The following is a 17,178-nucleotide window of genomic DNA, read 5'->3' on the forward strand; positions in this document are numbered from 1 at the left end:
TCGTAACGTGATTAACGACATCAGAAAAGATGCTGAAGTACGCATGGATAAATGCGTCGAAGCGTTCAAAAACCAAATCAGCAAAATTCGTACAGGCCGTGCTTCCCCAAGCCTGCTGGACGGCATCGTGGTGGAATACTACGGCACGCCGACTCCACTGCGTCAGCTGGCTAACGTGACGGTCGAAGATACCCGTACGCTGAAAATCAACGTCTTTGACCGCTCTATGGGCCCGGCCGTTGAGAAAGCGATCATGGCCTCCGATCTGGGTCTGAACCCAAGCTCAGCCGGTACAGACATTCGCGTTCCACTGCCACCGCTGACCGAAGAGCGTCGTAAAGACCTGATCAAAGTGGTACGTGGCGAAGCCGAGCAGGGCCGTGTTTCCGTACGTAACGTTCGCCGCGACGCGAACGATAAAGTGAAGGCGCTGCTGAAAGAGAAAGAGATCAGCGAAGACGACGATCGCCGTTCCCAGGACGACGTTCAGAAACTGACCGACGCCGCTATCAAGAAAATTGACGCGGCGCTGGCAGAAAAAGAAGCAGAACTGATGCAGTTCTGATTTCTGTCGTAATCTGATAAAACGCCGTACAGAAGGCCTTTGGGCTTTGCTGGCGGCGTTTTGCTTTTCTGGTTCACTTTTCCGGGCATCTCATGAAGCAATTAACACTCCTTGGCTCAACCGGTTCAATTGGTTGCAGCACTCTCGATGTTGTTCGCCATAATCCAGACCACTATGCGGTGGCCGCCCTTGTCGCAGGCAAAAACGTTCATCGTATGGTGGAACAGTGTCTGGAGTTTACCCCGCGCTACGCGGTGATGGATGATGAAGCGAGCGCCCGGCAGGTTAAGGCGTTGCTGGCGGAGAAGGGCAGCCGTACCGAGGTGCTGAGCGGGCCAGAGGCCGCCTGTGAAATGGCCGCGCTGGACGATGTCGACCAGGTCATGGCCGCTATCGTCGGCGCGGCGGGGTTACTGCCTACGCTTGCAGCGATCGATGCCGGAAAATCCGTTTTGCTGGCCAATAAAGAGTCGTTGGTAACCTGTGGCCGCCTGTTTATGGACGCCGTGAAGCGCAATGGCGCGCGCCTTTTGCCGGTAGATAGCGAACATAACGCGATTTTTCAGAGTTTACCGCAACCCTTTCAGGAGAACCTGGGGTACGCTGATCTCGAGCAGAATGGCGTCTCTTCTATCCTGCTTACCGGGTCTGGTGGCCCATTCCGTGACACGCCGCTGTCTGAACTGGTCTCAATGACTCCGGATCAGGCATGCCGTCATCCGAACTGGTCGATGGGGCGTAAAATCTCCGTTGATTCGGCCACCATGATGAATAAAGGTCTGGAATATATTGAAGCCCGCTGGTTATTTAACGCCTCGGCAGCGCAGATGGAAGTGTTGATTCATCCCCAGTCGGTGATCCACTCCATGGTGCGTTATCGTGATGGCAGCGTGATGGCGCAGTTAGGTGAACCTGATATGCGCACGCCTATCGCCCATACGATGGCCTGGCCAAACCGCGTAAGCTCAGGCGTTAAGCCACTCGATTTTTGCAAGCTGAGTGCGCTGACGTTTAGCGCGCCTGATTATCAGCGTTATCCATGTCTGAAGCTGGCAATGGAGGCCTTCGAGCAGGGGCAAGCGGCGACGACCGCACTTAACGCGGCGAACGAAATCGCTGTCGCCGCCTTCCTCGAAAAGCAGATCCGCTTTACGGATATCGCTGCGCTGAACCTGTCTGTGCTTGAGGCGATGGATCTACGCGAACCGCAAAGTGTGGATGACGTATTGACCGTCGACGCGAAAGCGAGGCTCACGGCGCAAAAAGCGGTGACGCACCTCGCAAGCTGGTGATAATCCACCCGCAGGTGGTCTTGCTATTTGTTAGCGTTGGGCTTCAGTGATATAGTCTGCGCCACCTGATTGCGGGTAGTTGACGTTCTGTGGTCAGGTAAGCCGTGGTATGACACGGCTTTTTTACGTAAAGGCTTCAGTATTCCTGAGTACCGTTAAATCCTTTCAGGGACCAAAAACGCGTTATGTTGTCTGCGAACCAACCAATAAGCGAAAACTTGCCGGCTCATGGCTGTCGTCATGTAGCAATCATCATGGATGGCAATGGCCGCTGGGCGAAAAGACAAGGGAAGATCCGAGCCTTTGGGCATAAAGCTGGGGCGAAATCTGTGCGCCGCGCGGTTTCTTTTGCCGCCAATAACGGCATTGACGCGTTAACGCTCTATGCTTTCAGCAGTGAAAACTGGAATCGACCTGCGCAGGAAGTTAGCGCGTTGATGGAATTGTTCGTGTGGGCGCTAGACAGCGAAGTAAAAAGCCTGCACCGCCACAACGTTCGCCTGCGTATTATCGGCGATACCAGTCGTTTTAACTCACGTCTGCAGGAACGCATTCGTAAAGCGGAGGCGTTGACCGGGCAAAATACCGGCTTAACGCTCAATATCGCTGCGAATTATGGCGGACGTTGGGATATTGTCCAGGGTGTGCGGCATTTGGCTGAACAGGTTCAGGAAGGGCTCTTAAGGCCGGACCAGATTGATGAAGAGGCGCTGAGCAAGCAAATCTGCATGAGTGAACTGACACCCGTGGATTTAGTAATTAGGACAGGGGGAGAACATCGCATCAGTAACTTTTTGCTGTGGCAAATTGCCTATGCCGAACTTTACTTTACAGATGTTCTTTGGCCCGATTTTGATGAACAAGACTTTGAAGGTGCGCTGCATGCCTTTGCCAATCGAGAGCGTCGTTTCGGTGGTACCGAGCCTGGTGGCGAAAACGCCTGATGGGGGTAGCTTTTGCTGAAGTATCGCCTGATTTCTGCGTTTGTTTTAATACCTGTTGTCATCGCGGCGCTGTTTTTACTGCCTCCGGTGGGATTTGCGATTGTCACACTGGTCGTTTGCATGCTGGCGGCGTGGGAATGGGGACAGCTTAGCGGCTTTACCTCGCGTTCCCAGCGGGTATGGCTGGCGGTGCTGTGCGGCCTGATGCTGGCGCTGATGCTCTTCATGCTGCCAGAGTACCATCACAATATCCATCAACCGATCATTGCAGGTTCGCTCTGGCTTTCGCTGGGATGGTGGCTGGCAGCGTTGCTGCTGGTGCTCTTCTATCCGGGCTCGGCCTCGCTGTGGCGTAACTCGAAAGTGCTGCGCCTCTGCTTTGGGCTATTTACCATCGTTCCTTTCTTCTGGGGAATGCTTGCCCTGCGCACCTGGCACTATGACGATAACCCATACAGCGGCGCGTTATGGCTGCTTTATGTCATGATTCTCGTCTGGGGGGCTGACTCTGGCGCCTATATGTTTGGTAAACTGTTTGGCAAACATAAGCTGGCCCCGAAAGTCTCTCCGGGTAAAACCTGGCAGGGCTTTATCGGTGGTCTGTTTACGGCGGCGATTATCTCCTGGGGTTACGGCGTATGGGCCAACCTCGAGGTCGCACCGGCAACATTATTGGTCTGTTCAATTGTCGCAGCGCTGGCTTCCGTGCTGGGTGATTTGACCGAGAGTATGTTTAAGCGTGAAGCAGGGATCAAAGACAGTGGCAATCTCATTCCAGGGCACGGTGGTATCCTGGATCGCATAGACAGCCTGACGGCGGCAGTACCCGTGTTTGCCTGCCTGTTTTTGCTGGTGTTTGGGACGATTTAACGGAAGGTTTTATGCTTAGCATTCTCTGGAATCTGGCGGCATTCATTGTTGCACTGGGTGTACTTATCACGGTGCATGAATTTGGCCATTTCTGGGTTGCTCGGCGCTGTGGCGTGCGTGTTGAGCGCTTTTCCATTGGCTTTGGTAAAGCGCTCTGGCGTCGTACCGATCGCCACGGCACAGAATTTGTTATTGCCCTCATCCCCTTAGGCGGCTACGTCAAGATGCTGGATGAACGCGTAGAGTCGGTTGCTCCTGAAATGCGCCACTACGCGTTCAACAACAAAACTGTTGGTCAGCGCGCCGCTATCATTGCTGCCGGTCCGGTTGCAAATTTCATCTTTGCCGTCTTTGCTTACTGGCTGGTGTTTATCATTGGTGTCCCTGGCGTTCGTCCGGTTGTTGGTGAAATTACACCCAACTCCATCGCGGCAAGCGCGCAAATTAATCCGGGGATGGAACTTAAAGCAATTGATGGCATCGAAACCCCTGACTGGGATGCCGTTCGGTTACAACTGGTCGCCAAAATTGGCGATGAGAGAACCACCGTCAGCGTGTCATCTTTCGGTTCAGAGCAGCGTCAGAATAAAATTCTGGATTTGCGCCACTGGACCTTTGAGCCGGACAAGGAAGATCCTGTTGCGGCATTAGGTATCCGGCCGCGCAGCGCGCAGATTGAACCGGTACTGGCTGAAGTCCAGGCTGATTCAGCAGCGCGTAAAGCAGGTTTGCAAGCTGGCGACAGGATCGTTAAAGTCGATGGTCAGCCTTTAACGCAATGGATGACCTTTGTTACTCTGGTGCGTGATAATCCAGGAACGCCGCTGGCGCTGGAGATAGAAAGGCAGGGGAGTCCGCTCTCCTTAACGTTGATTCCGGATACCAAGCCGGGCGGCGGAAAGGCTGAAGGGTTCGCAGGCGTGGTGCCTAAAGTGATCCCGCTGCCTGATGAGTACAAGACAATACGCCAGTATGGGCCGTTCAGCGCCATCCTTGAAGCCACGGATAAAACATGGCAATTGATGAAGCTGACCGTGCAGATGCTGGGTAAATTGATTACCGGTGATGTAAAACTGAACAACCTCAGTGGGCCGATCTCGATCGCTCAGGGGGCTGGGATGTCAGCAGAGTTCGGGGTGATTTACTATCTGATGTTTCTTGCGCTCATTAGCGTGAACCTCGGGATAATCAACCTGTTCCCACTTCCCGTTTTAGACGGGGGCCATCTGCTGTTTTTAGCGATAGAGAAGCTAAAAGGCGGGCCGGTATCCGAGCGAGTTCAAGACTTTAGTTATCGCATTGGTTCGATTTTACTGGTGCTGTTAATGGGGCTTGCACTTTTCAATGATTTCTCTCGGTTGTAAGAGAGTGTTAGGAAGAACGCATAATAACGATGGCGATGAAAAAGTTGCTCATAGCGTCGCTGCTGTTTAGCAGCGCGACCGTATACGGTGCTGACGGGTTCGTAGTGAGAGATATTCATTTCGAAGGCCTTCAGCGAGTCGCCGTTGGTGCGGCCCTCCTCAGTATGCCAGTGCGCCCAGGCGACACGGTTAATGATGAAGACATTAGTAATACCATTCGCGCCCTGTTTGCCACTGGCAACTTTGAGGACGTTCGCGTTCTGCGCGATGGTGATACGCTACTGGTTCAGGTGAAAGAGCGCCCGACAATTGCGAGCATCACCTTTTCCGGCAACAAGTCGGTGAAAGACGATATGCTCAAGCAGAACCTTGAGGCCTCTGGCGTTCGCGTTGGCGAATCCCTGGATCGCACCACCCTCTCTGATATTGAGAAAGGGCTGGAAGATTTCTACTACAGCGTCGGTAAATACAGCGCCAGCGTGAAAGCGGTTGTCACGCCGCTGCCGCGTAACCGTGTCGATCTGAAACTGGTCTTCCAGGAAGGTGTTTCCGCGAAGATTCAGCAGATCAACATCGTTGGTAACCATGCATTCAGCACCGATGAACTGATCTCAACGTTCCAGCTGCGTGATGAAGTGCCGTGGTGGAACGTTGTTGGCGACCGTAAGTATCAGAAACAGAAACTGGCGGGCGATCTCGAAACCCTGCGCAGCTACTACCTGGATCGCGGTTACGCCCGTTTCAACATTGACTCGACCCAGGTCAGTCTGACTCCGGACAAGAAAGGCATCTACATTACCGTTAACATCACTGAAGGCGATAAGTATACGCTTTCGGGCGTTGAAGTAAGCGGTAACCTCGCGGGCCATTCTGCAGAGATTGAGAGCCTGACCAAACTGCAGCCGGGTGAACTCTATAGCGGTTCCAAAGTCACCAAAATGGAAGACGGCATTAAGAAGCTGCTCGGCCGTTATGGTTACGCTTACCCGCGCGTTCAGACCCAGCCTGAAATCAACGATGCGGATAAAACCGTTAAGCTACACGTCAACGTCGATGCGGGTAACCGTTTCTACGTGCGTAAGATCCGCTTTGAGGGTAACGATACCTCCAAAGATTCTGTCCTGCGCCGCGAAATGCGCCAGATGGAAGGGGCGTGGCTGGGCAGCGACCTGGTTGATCAGGGTAAAGAGCGTCTGAACCGTCTGGGTTACTTCGAAACGGTGGATACCGACACCCAGCGTGTGCCAGGTAAACCGGATCAGGTTGATGTCGTTTACAAGGTTAAAGAGCGTAACACCGGTAGCTTTAACTTTGGTGTCGGTTACGGCACAGAAAGTGGCGTTAGCTTCCAGGTGGGTGTACAGCAGGATAACTGGTTAGGTACGGGCTACTCCGTGGGTATCAACGGTACCAAGAACGACTACCAGACTTACTCTGAGCTCTCCGTGACTAACCCTTACTTCACCGTTGATGGTGTGAGTCTGGGCGGCCGTATCTTCTATAACGACTTTAAAGCGGATGATGCGGACCTGTCTTCGTATACCAACAAAAGCTACGGCGTTGATGGTACGCTCGGTTTCCCGGTTAACGAATATAACACCCTGCGTGCGGGCTTAGGTTACGTCCATAACGACCTGTCGAACATGCAACCGCAGGTGGCAATGTGGCGTTATCTGGACTCTATCGGACAGTCTGCCAGCACCTCGAATGATGATAACGGTTTTGCCGCAGATGACTTCACCTTCAACTATGGCTGGACGTACAACCGCCTCGACCGTGGTTTCTTCCCGACCGAAGGTTCGCGCGTCAACCTGAACGGTAAAGTGACCATTCCGGGCTCGGATAACGAGTTCTACAAGGTTACGCTGGATACCGCCTCCTACTTCCCGATCGATGAAGACCATAAATGGGTGGTTCTGGGTCGTACACGCTGGGGCTACGGCGATGGTTTAGGTGGCAAAGAGCTGCCATTCTATGAAAACTTCTATGCGGGTGGCTCAAGTACCGTACGTGGCTTCCAGTCCAATAATATTGGTCCGAAAGCAGCCTACTACGGCGGTAACGACGAAGATAACTGCGATAAGTCTTCATCAAGCGAAGTATGTAGCTCCGACGATGCAGTAGGCGGTAACGCCATGGGTGTTGCCAGCCTGGAGTTTATTACCCCTACGCCGTTTATCAGCGATAAGTATGCCAACTCCGTTCGTACCTCCTTCTTCGTGGATGCGGGTACCGTATGGGATACTAACTGGGAAAATACCAGTGCGACCAGGGCTGCAGGTATTCCGGACTACAGCGATCCGAGCAATATTCGTATGTCTGCGGGTCTCGCACTACAATGGATGTCACCGCTGGGGCCGTTGGTCTTCTCTTACGCCCAGCCGTTTAAGAAATATGATGGAGACAAGGCGGAGCAGTTCCAGTTTAACATTGGTAAAACCTGGTAATTGTCCGTCGCAAAGGAATGCGTTGGCAGTGTAGCGCTGACAACTGGCGATCGCAGGATCGCCTTGCCACGCAAAGAACGGTACCTTCGGGTGCCAATGGGATGGTAAGGAGTTAATTGTGAAAAAGTGGTTATTAGCTGCAGGTCTCGGTTTAGCGATGGCAACTTCTGCTCAGGCAGCGGACAAAATTGCAATCGTCAATATGGGTAACTTGTTCCAGCAGGTTGCGCAGAAAACAGGTGTTTCTGCCAAGCTGGAGAGCGAGTTCAAAGGCCGTGCAAGCGAACTGCAGGGTATGGAAAACGATCTGCAATCCAAAATGCAGCGTCTGCAGCGCGATGGTTCTACCATGAAAGCGAGCGAACGTAGCAAACTGGAAAAAGACGTAATGGCTCAGCGTCAGACTTTCTCTCAGAAAGCGCAAGCTTTTGAGCAGGATCGTCAACGTCGTTCTAACGAGGAGCGCGGCAAGCTGGTTACCCGTATCCAGTCCGCTGTGAAAGCTGTAGCTGCCGATCAGAGCATCGATCTGGTTGTTGATGCCAACGCCGTTGCATTCAACAGCAGCGATGTTAAAGACATCACCGCTGATGTCCTGAAACAGGTTAAATAAGTAATGCCTTCAATTCGACTCGCTGATTTAGCTCAGCAGTTGGATGCAGAATTACACGGTGATGGCGATATCGTCATCACCGCTGTTGCGTCCATGCAATCTGCTAAAGCAGGCAATATCACCTTCATGGTAAGCCCTAAGTACCGTGAACATCTGGCGCTTTGCCAGGCGTCTGCTGTCGTCATGACGCAGGACGATTTGCCGTTTGCCGCAGGTGCTGCGCTGGTAGTGAAGAACCCCTACCTGACGTATGCCCGTATGGCACAAATTTTGGATACCACGCCGCAGCCGGCGCAAAACATCGCACCCAGTGCGGTGATTGACCCAACGGCGCAGCTGGGTAACAACGTATCAATTGGTGCAAATGCGGTTATCGAATCAGACGTCGTGCTGGGCGATAACGTGGTCATTGGTGCCGGTTGCTTCGTCGGTAAAAAAACAAAAATTGGTGCAGGCTCTCGCCTGTGGGCCAATGTCTCTGTTTATCATGAGATCGAAATTGGCGAAAACTGCCTGATCCAGTCCAGTACTGTTATCGGTTCGGATGGTTTCGGTTACGCCAACGATCGTGGTAACTGGGTTAAGATCCCGCAGCTTGGCCGGGTGATCATCGGCGATCGCGTCGAAATCGGTGCATGCACGACTATTGACCGTGGTGCGCTTGATGACACGATCATCGGTAATGGTGTTATCATCGATAACCAGTGCCAGATTGCACATAACGTTGTGATTGGCGACAATACTGCCGTTGCCGGTGGCGTTATTATGGCGGGCAGCCTGAAGATTGGCCGTTACTGCATGATTGGCGGCGCCAGCGTCATTAACGGGCATATGGAAATATGCGATAAGGTTACGGTTACCGGTATGGGCATGGTTATGCGTCCAATCACCGAACCGGGCGTCTACTCTTCAGGCATTCCGTTGCAGCCTAACAAGGTGTGGCGTAAGACTGCAGCCCTGGTGATGAATATTGATGATATGAGCAAGCGCCTCAAGGCCATTGAGCGCAAAATCGATCAACAAGACTAAGCGTTCACCCGTTTAACGCACACTTCCCGGCCTGTCGGCTTTCTTATAAACCGGCAGGCCGTGTTATTATTGCCATTCAGATATTTTGACAGGAAGAGTATTTTGACTACTGACACTCATACTCTGCATATTGAAGAGATTTTAGAACTTCTGCCGCACCGCTACCCGTTTTTGCTGGTAGACCGTGTGCTGGATTTTGAAGAAGGTCGTTTTCTGCGCGCAGTGAAAAATGTTTCTGTAAACGAGCCATTCTTCCAGGGGCATTTCCCTGGGAAGCCTATCTTCCCGGGCGTATTGATCCTGGAAGCGATGGCTCAGGCTACCGGTATTCTGGCGTTTAAAAGCGTTGGGAAGCTGGAGCCAGGTGAGCTCTATTACTTCGCAGGTATCGACGAAGCGCGCTTCAAGCGCCCGGTCGTGCCTGGTGATCAGATGATCATGGAAGTGACTTTTGAAAAAACGCGTCGCGGCCTGACTCGCTTCAAAGGCGTAGCTCTGGTTGACGGCAAGGTTGTTTGCGAAGCTACCATGATGTGTGCGCGTAGCCGGGAGGCCTGATACGTGATTGATAAAACCGCCTTTATTCATCCAACCGCCATTGTGGAAGAGGGTGCCGTTATCGGTGCTAACGTCCACATTGGTCCATTCTGTATTGTTGGACCCCATGTCGAAATTGGTGAGGGTACCGTACTGAAATCTCATGTCGTGGTGAATGGTCATACGACTATTGGCCGCGACAACGTGATCTATCAGTTCGCCTCCATCGGTGAAGTTAACCAGGATCTGAAATATGCTGGCGAACCAACCCGTGTGGAAATTGGCGATCGTAACCGCATTCGCGAAAGCGTCACCATTCATCGTGGCACAGTACAGGGCGGTGAGTTGACGAAGGTGGGCAGCGATAACCTGTTTATGGTCAACGCGCATATCGCGCATGACTGTACCGTGGGTGACCGCTGCATTCTCGCCAACAACGCAACGCTGGCGGGACACGTATCAGTTGATGATTATGCAATCATTGGCGGCATGACCGCTGTCCATCAGTTCTGCATCATTGGTGCGCATGTGATGGTTGGCGGCTGCTCCGGCGTGGCGCAGGACGTTCCGCCATATGTGATTGCACAGGGTAACCATGCGACGCCGTTTGGCGTCAACATCGAAGGCCTTAAGCGTCGCGGTTTTAGCCGTGAAGCGATTATGGCTATCCGCAACGCTTACAAGCAGTTGTACCGTAACGGTAAAACGCTGGAAGAGGCTAAGCCGGAAATTGCCGAACTGGCGAAGCAGCATCCTGAGGTGAATGCGTTTGTGGAGTTCTTCGCACGCTCAACCCGTGGTCTGATTCGTTAATGGTCGATAGTCGTCCGCTTACGATCGCCCTCGTCGCCGGAGAAACCTCCGGCGATATTCTTGGTGCTGGTCTGATTCGAGCGCTCAAAGCGCGCGTTCCCAACGCGCGCTTTGTCGGCGTTGCTGGCCCATTGATGCAGGCTGAAGGCTGCGAAGCCTGGTACGAAATGGAAGAGCTGGCGGTGATGGGCATCGTCGAGGTACTGGGTCGCCTGCGCCGGTTGCTGCACATCCGCGCCGATCTGACGCGTCGTTTTACCGAACTTAAGCCCGATGTGTTCGTGGGCATTGATGCGCCTGACTTCAACATTACTCTTGAAGGTAATCTGAAAAAACAGGGCATTAAAACCATCCATTATGTCAGTCCGTCCGTGTGGGCGTGGCGACAGAAACGCGTTTTCAAAATAGGCAGATCGACGAATCTGGTATTGGCCTTCCTGCCTTTCGAAAAAGCGTTTTACGATAAATTCAACGTTCCGTGCCGCTTTATCGGCCATACCATGGCCGACGCCATGCCGCTGGATCCCGATAAAAATGGTGCACGTGACCTGCTGGGTATTTCACATGATGCCCACTGCCTGGCGCTGTTGCCGGGGAGCCGCGGCGCAGAAGTCGAAATGCTCAGCGCTGATTTTCTGAAAACTGCGCAAATTCTGCGTCAGACTTACCCTGACCTGGAAGTGGTCGTGCCGCTGGTGAATGCCAAACGCCGGGAGCAGTTCGAGCGTATTAAAGCGGAAGTCGCCCCCGATCTGCATGTCCATCTGTTGGATGGCAAAGGGCGTGAGGCGATGGTGGCCAGCGATGCCGCGTTGCTGGCATCGGGTACCGCTGCGCTGGAGTGCATGCTGGCAAAATGCCCGATGGTCGTGGGTTATCGTATGAAGCCGTTTACCTTCTGGCTGGCAAAACGGCTGGTGAAAACGGATTACGTCTCCCTGCCGAACCTGCTTGCCCGACGTGAGCTGGTGAAAGAGTTGCTGCAGGATGAGTGCCAGCCGCAGGCATTAGCCGCTGCGTTGCTGCCGCTGCTGGCTAACGGCAAAACCAGCCATGAAATGCATGACACATTCCGGGAACTGCATCAGCAAATCCGCTGTAATGCCGACGAGCAGGCAGCTGACGCGGTGCTGGAGTTAGCGAAATGATGGAATTTGTTTACCCTCACGCCCATCTGGTGGCGGGAGTGGATGAAGTAGGGCGTGGGCCGCTGGTGGGCGCAGTGGTTACTGCCGCAGTGATCCTCGATCCTGCTCGTCCGATTATCGGTCTGAATGACTCGAAGAAATTATCCGAGAAGCGCCGCCTGGCCTTATACGATGAAATTAAAGAGAAAGCGCTGGCCTGGAGTGTCGGGCGGGCGGAACCGCATGAGATCGACGAACTGAATATTCTGCATGCCACCATGCTGGCGATGCAGCGTGCCGTCGCCGGGCTGAGCGTGGTGCCGGAGTATGTGCTGATCGACGGTAATCGTTGCCCGGCGCTGCCCATGCCGTCGCTGGCGGTGGTAAAGGGCGACAGCCGGGTGGCGGAAATTAGTGCCGCCTCGATCGTGGCTAAAGTCACGCGCGATGCTGAAATGGCCGCGCTGGATCTCACATTTCCCCAGTATGGTTTTGCCCAGCATAAGGGGTATCCTACCGCTTTCCATCTGGAAAGACTGGCTGAACACGGCGCAACTGAGCACCACCGCCGCAGTTTTGGACCGGTAAAACGCGCACTGGGACTGATGTCCTGAATCAAGACGCCAATAAGTAACGCGGAATCTGAAGATGGCTGAACCACGTTTCGTACACCTGCGGGTGCACAGCGACTATTCCATGATTGATGGGCTGGCGAAGACCGGGCCGCTGGTGAAAAAGGCGGCCTCGCTTGGCATGCCTGCGCTGGCGATCACCGACTTCACTAACCTGTGCGGTCTGGTGAAGTTCTACGGAACGGCGCACGGTGCCGGGATTAAGCCGGTAATTGGTGCTGATTTTCACGTACAGAGCGAGCTTCTCGCCGATGAAATGACGCAAATTACCGTCCTGGCGCTGAACAATACCGGCTATCAGAACCTGACGCTGTTGATCTCCCGTGCCTATCAGCGCGGCTACGGCCCGCAGGGCCCGTGGATCGATCGCGCGTGGCTGGCGGAGCTGAATGAGGGGCTGCTGCTCATCTCCGGCGGGCGTATGGGCGACGTAGGCCGATGCCTGCTGCGCGGCAACACCGCCCTGGTGGAGCAGTGCGTCGATTTTTATAAAGAGTATTTCCCGGATCGCTTCTACCTGGAGCTGATCCGCACCGGTCGCCCTGATGAAGAGAGCTATCTGCATGCCGCGGTGGCGCTGGCGGAAGAGCAGGGCCTGCCGGTAGTTGCCACCAACGATGTGCGCTTCATCAACGCCGACGATTTTGACGCCCATGAAATTCGCGTCGCTATCCACGATGGTTTTACCCTCGACGATCCGAAACGCCCCCGCAACTATTCGCCGCAGCAATATATGCGCAGCGAAGAGGAGATGTGCGAGCTGTTTTCCGATATCCCGGAAGCGCTGGAGAACAGCGTAGAGATCGCAAAGCGCTGTAACGTCACCGTCCGTCTGGGTGAATACTTCCTGCCGCAGTTCCCGACCGGCGACATGACCACCGAAGACTTCCTGGTCATGAAATCGAAAGAAGGTCTGGAAGAGCGCCTTGAGTTTCTGTTCCCGGATCCGGCCGTTCGCGCCGAGAAGCGCCCGGAGTATGACGAGCGTCTGGACGTTGAGCTCCAGGTTATTAACCAGATGGGGTTCCCCGGCTACTTCCTGATCGTTATGGAGTTTATCCAGTGGTCGAAAGACAACGGCGTACCGGTAGGGCCGGGCCGTGGTTCGGGTGCCGGATCGCTGGTGGCCTATGCGCTGAAAATTACCGATCTCGATCCGCTGGAATTTGACCTGCTGTTCGAACGCTTCCTCAACCCGGAACGTGTCTCGATGCCCGACTTTGACGTCGATTTCTGCATGGAGAAACGCGACCAGGTCATTGAACACGTGGCAGACATGTACGGTCGTGACGCGGTATCGCAGATCATTACCTTCGGTACCATGGCGGCAAAAGCAGTTATCCGCGACGTGGGCCGCGTACTGGGGCATCCGTACGGCTTTGTTGACCGCATCTCGAAGCTGGTACCGCCTGACCCGGGCATGACCCTGGCGAAAGCGTTCGAAGCGGAGCCGCAGCTGCCGGAAATCTACGAGGCGGATGAAGAGGTCAAAGCGCTGATCGACATGGCGCGTAAGCTGGAAGGGGTCACCCGAAACGCCGGTAAACATGCCGGTGGGGTGGTCATTGCACCGACCAAAATTACCGACTTTGCGCCGCTCTACTGCGATGAATCGGGCCTGCATCCGGTCACCCAGTTTGACAAGAACGACGTGGAATACGCCGGGCTGGTGAAGTTTGACTTCCTCGGCTTGCGTACGCTCACCATCATCGACTGGGCGTTGAAGATGATCAACCCGCGCCGGGCCAAGCAGGGCCTGGAGCCGATTGATATCGCCGCGATCCCGCTCGATGACAAGAAAAGTTTCGATATGCTGCAACGCTCGGAGACCACGGCGGTCTTCCAGCTTGAATCCCGCGGCATGAAAGATTTGATCAAGCGTCTGCAGCCTGACTGTTTCGAAGATATGATCGCGCTGGTGGCGCTGTTCCGTCCGGGGCCGCTGCAGTCCGGGATGGTAGATAACTTTATCGACCGTAAGCATGGCCGCGAGGAGCTCTCCTATCCGGATGTTCAGTGGCAGCATGAAAGCCTGAAGCCGGTGCTGGAGCCAACCTACGGCATTATCCTGTATCAGGAACAGGTCATGCAGATCGCCCAGGTGCTCTCCGGCTACACCCTCGGCGGCGCGGATATGCTGCGTCGTGCAATGGGTAAGAAAAAGCCGGAAGAGATGGCCAAGCAGCGCTCTATATTTGAAGATGGGGCGAAAAAAAACGGCATCGACGGCGAACTGGCGATGAAAATCTTCGATCTGGTAGAGAAATTTGCCGGATACGGATTTAACAAATCGCACTCTGCGGCCTACGCGCTGGTCTCCTATCAGACGCTGTGGCTGAAGGCGCACTACCCGGCCGAGTTTATGGCCGCGGTAATGACCGCCGATATGGACAACACCGAGAAGGTGGTCGGTCTGGTGGATGAGTGCTGGCGCATGGGGCTGAAAATCCTGCCGCCTGACATCAACTCCGGTCAGTACCACTTCCACGTCAATGACGACGGGGAGATTGTCTACGGCATCGGCGCGATTAAAGGGGTGGGTGAAGGGCCGATTGAAGCGATCATCGAAGCCCGTAACCAGGGCGGCTACTTCCGCGAGCTGTTTGACCTCTGTGCGCGTACCGATATTAAAAAGCTCAACCGCCGGGTGCTGGAAAAGCTGATTATGTCCGGGGCGTTCGATCGTCTCGGGCCGCATCGCGCGGCGCTGATGAACTCGCTGGGGGACGCTCTGAAGGCCGCCGACCAGCACTCAAAAGCCGAGGCCATTGGCCAGGCGGATATGTTCGGCGTGCTGGCAGAAGAGCCGGAGCAGATTGAACAATCCTATGCCAGCTGTCAGCCGTGGCCGGAACAGACCGTGCTGGATGGTGAGCGCGAGACGTTAGGCCTGTATCTGACCGGGCATCCGATCAATCAGTATATTAAAGAAATTGAGCGCTATGTCGGAGGCTACCGGCTGAAAGACATGCATCCGACAGAACGTGGTAAGATTACTACGGCTGCGGGGCTCGTCATTGCTGCGAGGGTTATGGTCACCAAACGCGGCAATCGTATCGGCATCTGTACGCTGGATGACCGTTCCGGGCGGCTGGAGGTGATGTTATTCACCGACGCGCTGGATAAATACCAGCAGCTGCTGGAAAAAGACCGCATACTTATCGTCAGCGGACAGGTCAGCTTTGATGACTTCAGCGGGGGACTTAAAATGACCGCCCGCGAAGTGATGGACATTGACGAAGCCCGGGAAAAATATGCTCGCGGGCTTGCTATCTCGCTGACGGACAGGCAAATTGATGACCAGCTTTTAAACCGACTCCGTCAGTCTCTGGAACCCCACCGCTCGGGGACCATTCCAGTACATCTCTACTATCAGAGGGCGGATGCGCGTGCACGGTTGCGCTTTGGTGCGTCGTGGCGTGTCTCTCCGAGCGATCGTTTACTGAACGATCTACGTGGCCTCATTGGTTCGGAGCAGGTGGAACTGGAGTTTGACTAATACAGGAATACTATGAGTCTGAATTTCCTTGATTTCGAACAGCCGATTGCAGAGCTGGAAGCGAAAATCGATTCTCTGACTGCCGTGGGCCGTCAGGATGAAAAACTGGATATTAACATCGACGAAGAAGTGCATCGTCTGCGTGAAAAAAGCGTAGAACTGACGCGTAAAATCTTTGCCGATCTCGGCGCATGGCAGGTTGCTCAACTGGCTCGCCATCCTCAGCGTCCGTACACCCTGGATTATGTCCGCCTGGCGTTTGATGAATTCGACGAACTGGCTGGTGACCGCGCATACGCTGACGATAAAGCTATCGTTGGTGGGATTGCGCGTCTCGACGGCCGTCCGGTGATGATTATTGGCCACCAGAAGGGGCGCGAAACCAAAGAAAAAATTCGCCGCAATTTCGGGATGCCAGCACCAGAAGGTTATCGTAAAGCCCTGCGTCTGATGGAGATGGCCGAGCGTTTTAACATGCCGATCATCACCTTCATCGACACCCCGGGAGCCTATCCTGGTGTGGGCGCGGAAGAGCGCGGTCAGTCTGAAGCGATTGCCCGTAACCTGCGTGAAATGTCACGTTTAAGCGTGCCGGTTATCTGCACCGTTATCGGTGAAGGTGGTTCCGGTGGCGCGCTGGCCATTGGTGTGGGCGATAAAGTGAATATGCTGCAGTACAGCACCTATTCCGTTATCTCCCCGGAAGGGTGTGCCTCCATTCTGTGGAAAAGCGCCGATAAAGCCCCGATGGCTGCGGAAGCGATGGGCATTATCGCTCCTCGCCTGAAAGAGCTGAAGCTGATCGATACCGTTATCCCGGAACCGCTGGGTGGCGCGCATCGTAAGCCAGAAGTGATGGCCGCCTCCCTGAAGGCGCAGCTGCTGGCTGACCTCGCTGATCTCGACGTGCTGAGCAAAGAAGATCTGCTGAACCGTCGTTACCAGCGTCTGATGAGCTACGGCTACGCGTAAGCTACGCAATAATCTTAAAAGCCGCACCCTGTTGCGGCTTTTTTTATGTCCATGGTTTACCTCAACTATGCTTAGCTAATGTTTTTTAAGGAGGTAAACCGTGAATATCATTGCCATTATGGGGCCGCACGGCGTCTTTTATAAAGACGAACCCATCAAGGAGCTGGAGCAGGCGCTGGCATCGCGCGGGTTTCAACTAATCTGGCCACAGAACAGCGCCGATCTACTGAAGTTTATTGAACATAACCCCCGTATCTGCGGCGTCATCTTCGACTGGGACGAGTACGATATGGAGTTGTGCAGCGACATCAACCAACTCAATGAATACCTGCCGCTCTACGCCTTTATCAATACCCACTCCACGATGGATATCAGCGCCCAGGATATGCGCATGGCGCTGTGGTTCTTCGAGTACTCGCTGGGGGTGGCCGAGGATATCGCTACCCGCATTCAGCAATATACCGGCGAGTACCT

The 17,178-nt window shown here is 54.2% G+C and carries 15 protein-coding genes; all 15 read left to right on the top strand.

Annotated elements, in window-relative coordinates:
- The first annotated feature begins 7 nt into the window (after nt 1–7).
- Nucleotides 8–565 carry a ribosome recycling factor gene (gene frr, locus WFM46_RS13480; RefSeq protein WP_103178334.1) on the top strand — a complete coding sequence of 186 codons (558 nt, stop codon included), beginning with the start codon at nt 8–10 and terminating at the stop codon, nt 563–565.
- 92 nt (nt 566–657) lie between these two features.
- Nucleotides 658–1,857, top strand: coding sequence for a 1-deoxy-D-xylulose-5-phosphate reductoisomerase (ispC, locus tag WFM46_RS13485; protein ID WP_103178335.1), 1,200 nt, complete (start codon nt 658–660; stop codon nt 1,855–1,857).
- Nucleotides 1,858–2,042: 185 nt separating this feature from the next.
- Complete coding sequence (gene ispU / locus WFM46_RS13490; protein ID WP_103178336.1) at nt 2,043–2,801, top strand: (2E,6E)-farnesyl-diphosphate-specific ditrans,polycis-undecaprenyl-diphosphate synthase; 759 nt, start codon at nt 2,043–2,045, stop codon at nt 2,799–2,801.
- Nucleotides 2,802–2,813: 12 nt separating this feature from the next.
- Nucleotides 2,814–3,671 carry a phosphatidate cytidylyltransferase gene (gene cdsA, locus WFM46_RS13495; RefSeq protein ID WP_039030306.1) on the top strand — a complete coding sequence of 286 codons (858 nt, stop codon included), beginning with the start codon at nt 2,814–2,816 and terminating at the stop codon, nt 3,669–3,671.
- 11 nt (nt 3,672–3,682) lie between these two features.
- Nucleotides 3,683–5,035: a sigma E protease regulator RseP gene (gene rseP / locus WFM46_RS13500; RefSeq protein ID WP_103178338.1), complete on the top strand. Its 1,353-nt coding sequence runs from the start codon at nt 3,683–3,685 to the stop codon at nt 5,033–5,035.
- Between the two features lie 29 nt (nt 5,036–5,064).
- Nucleotides 5,065–7,482: an outer membrane protein assembly factor BamA gene (gene bamA / locus WFM46_RS13505; RefSeq protein ID WP_103178339.1), complete on the top strand. Its 2,418-nt coding sequence runs from the start codon at nt 5,065–5,067 to the stop codon at nt 7,480–7,482.
- Between the two features lie 118 nt (nt 7,483–7,600).
- Complete coding sequence (gene skp / locus WFM46_RS13510; RefSeq protein ID WP_103178340.1) at nt 7,601–8,095, top strand: molecular chaperone Skp; 495 nt, start codon at nt 7,601–7,603, stop codon at nt 8,093–8,095.
- Nucleotides 8,096–8,098: 3 nt separating this feature from the next.
- Nucleotides 8,099–9,124, top strand: a complete 1,026-nt coding sequence (lpxD, locus tag WFM46_RS13515; protein WP_103823301.1) for a UDP-3-O-(3-hydroxymyristoyl)glucosamine N-acyltransferase — start codon at nt 8,099–8,101, stop codon at nt 9,122–9,124.
- A 102-nt stretch (nt 9,125–9,226) separates the two neighbouring features.
- Nucleotides 9,227–9,682: a 3-hydroxyacyl-ACP dehydratase FabZ gene (gene fabZ / locus WFM46_RS13520; RefSeq protein WP_007373234.1), complete on the top strand. Its 456-nt coding sequence runs from the start codon at nt 9,227–9,229 to the stop codon at nt 9,680–9,682.
- 3 nt (nt 9,683–9,685) lie between these two features.
- Nucleotides 9,686–10,474: an acyl-ACP--UDP-N-acetylglucosamine O-acyltransferase gene (lpxA, locus tag WFM46_RS13525; RefSeq protein ID WP_103178342.1), complete on the top strand. Its 789-nt coding sequence runs from the start codon at nt 9,686–9,688 to the stop codon at nt 10,472–10,474.
- A complete protein-coding gene (gene lpxB / locus WFM46_RS13530) occupies nt 10,474–11,622 on the top strand; it encodes a lipid-A-disaccharide synthase (protein WP_103178343.1) in 1,149 nt (382 codons plus the stop codon). Before lpxA ends, lpxB begins: the two co-directional genes overlap by 1 nt.
- The gene (gene rnhB, locus WFM46_RS13535) at nt 11,619–12,215 is read left to right on the top strand and encodes a ribonuclease HII (RefSeq protein WP_103178344.1); all 597 of its coding nucleotides are present in this window, start codon (nt 11,619–11,621) and stop codon (nt 12,213–12,215) included. The genes lpxB and rnhB overlap by 4 nt, the downstream gene beginning before the upstream one ends.
- A 34-nt stretch (nt 12,216–12,249) precedes the next feature.
- Complete coding sequence (gene dnaE / locus WFM46_RS13540; protein ID WP_336997812.1) at nt 12,250–15,732, top strand: DNA polymerase III subunit alpha; 3,483 nt, start codon at nt 12,250–12,252, stop codon at nt 15,730–15,732.
- Between the two features lie 12 nt (nt 15,733–15,744).
- Nucleotides 15,745–16,704 carry an acetyl-CoA carboxylase carboxyl transferase subunit alpha gene (accA, locus tag WFM46_RS13545; protein ID WP_103178346.1) on the top strand — a complete coding sequence of 320 codons (960 nt, stop codon included), beginning with the start codon at nt 15,745–15,747 and terminating at the stop codon, nt 16,702–16,704.
- Between the two features lie 100 nt (nt 16,705–16,804).
- The coding region (locus tag WFM46_RS13550) for an Orn/Lys/Arg decarboxylase N-terminal domain-containing protein (RefSeq protein ID WP_336997813.1) at nt 16,805–17,178 on the top strand (374 nt) is incomplete at its 3' end.

The organism is Leclercia sp. M50, assembly GCF_037150775.1.
GTDB lineage: Bacteria > Pseudomonadota > Gammaproteobacteria > Enterobacterales > Enterobacteriaceae > Enterobacter.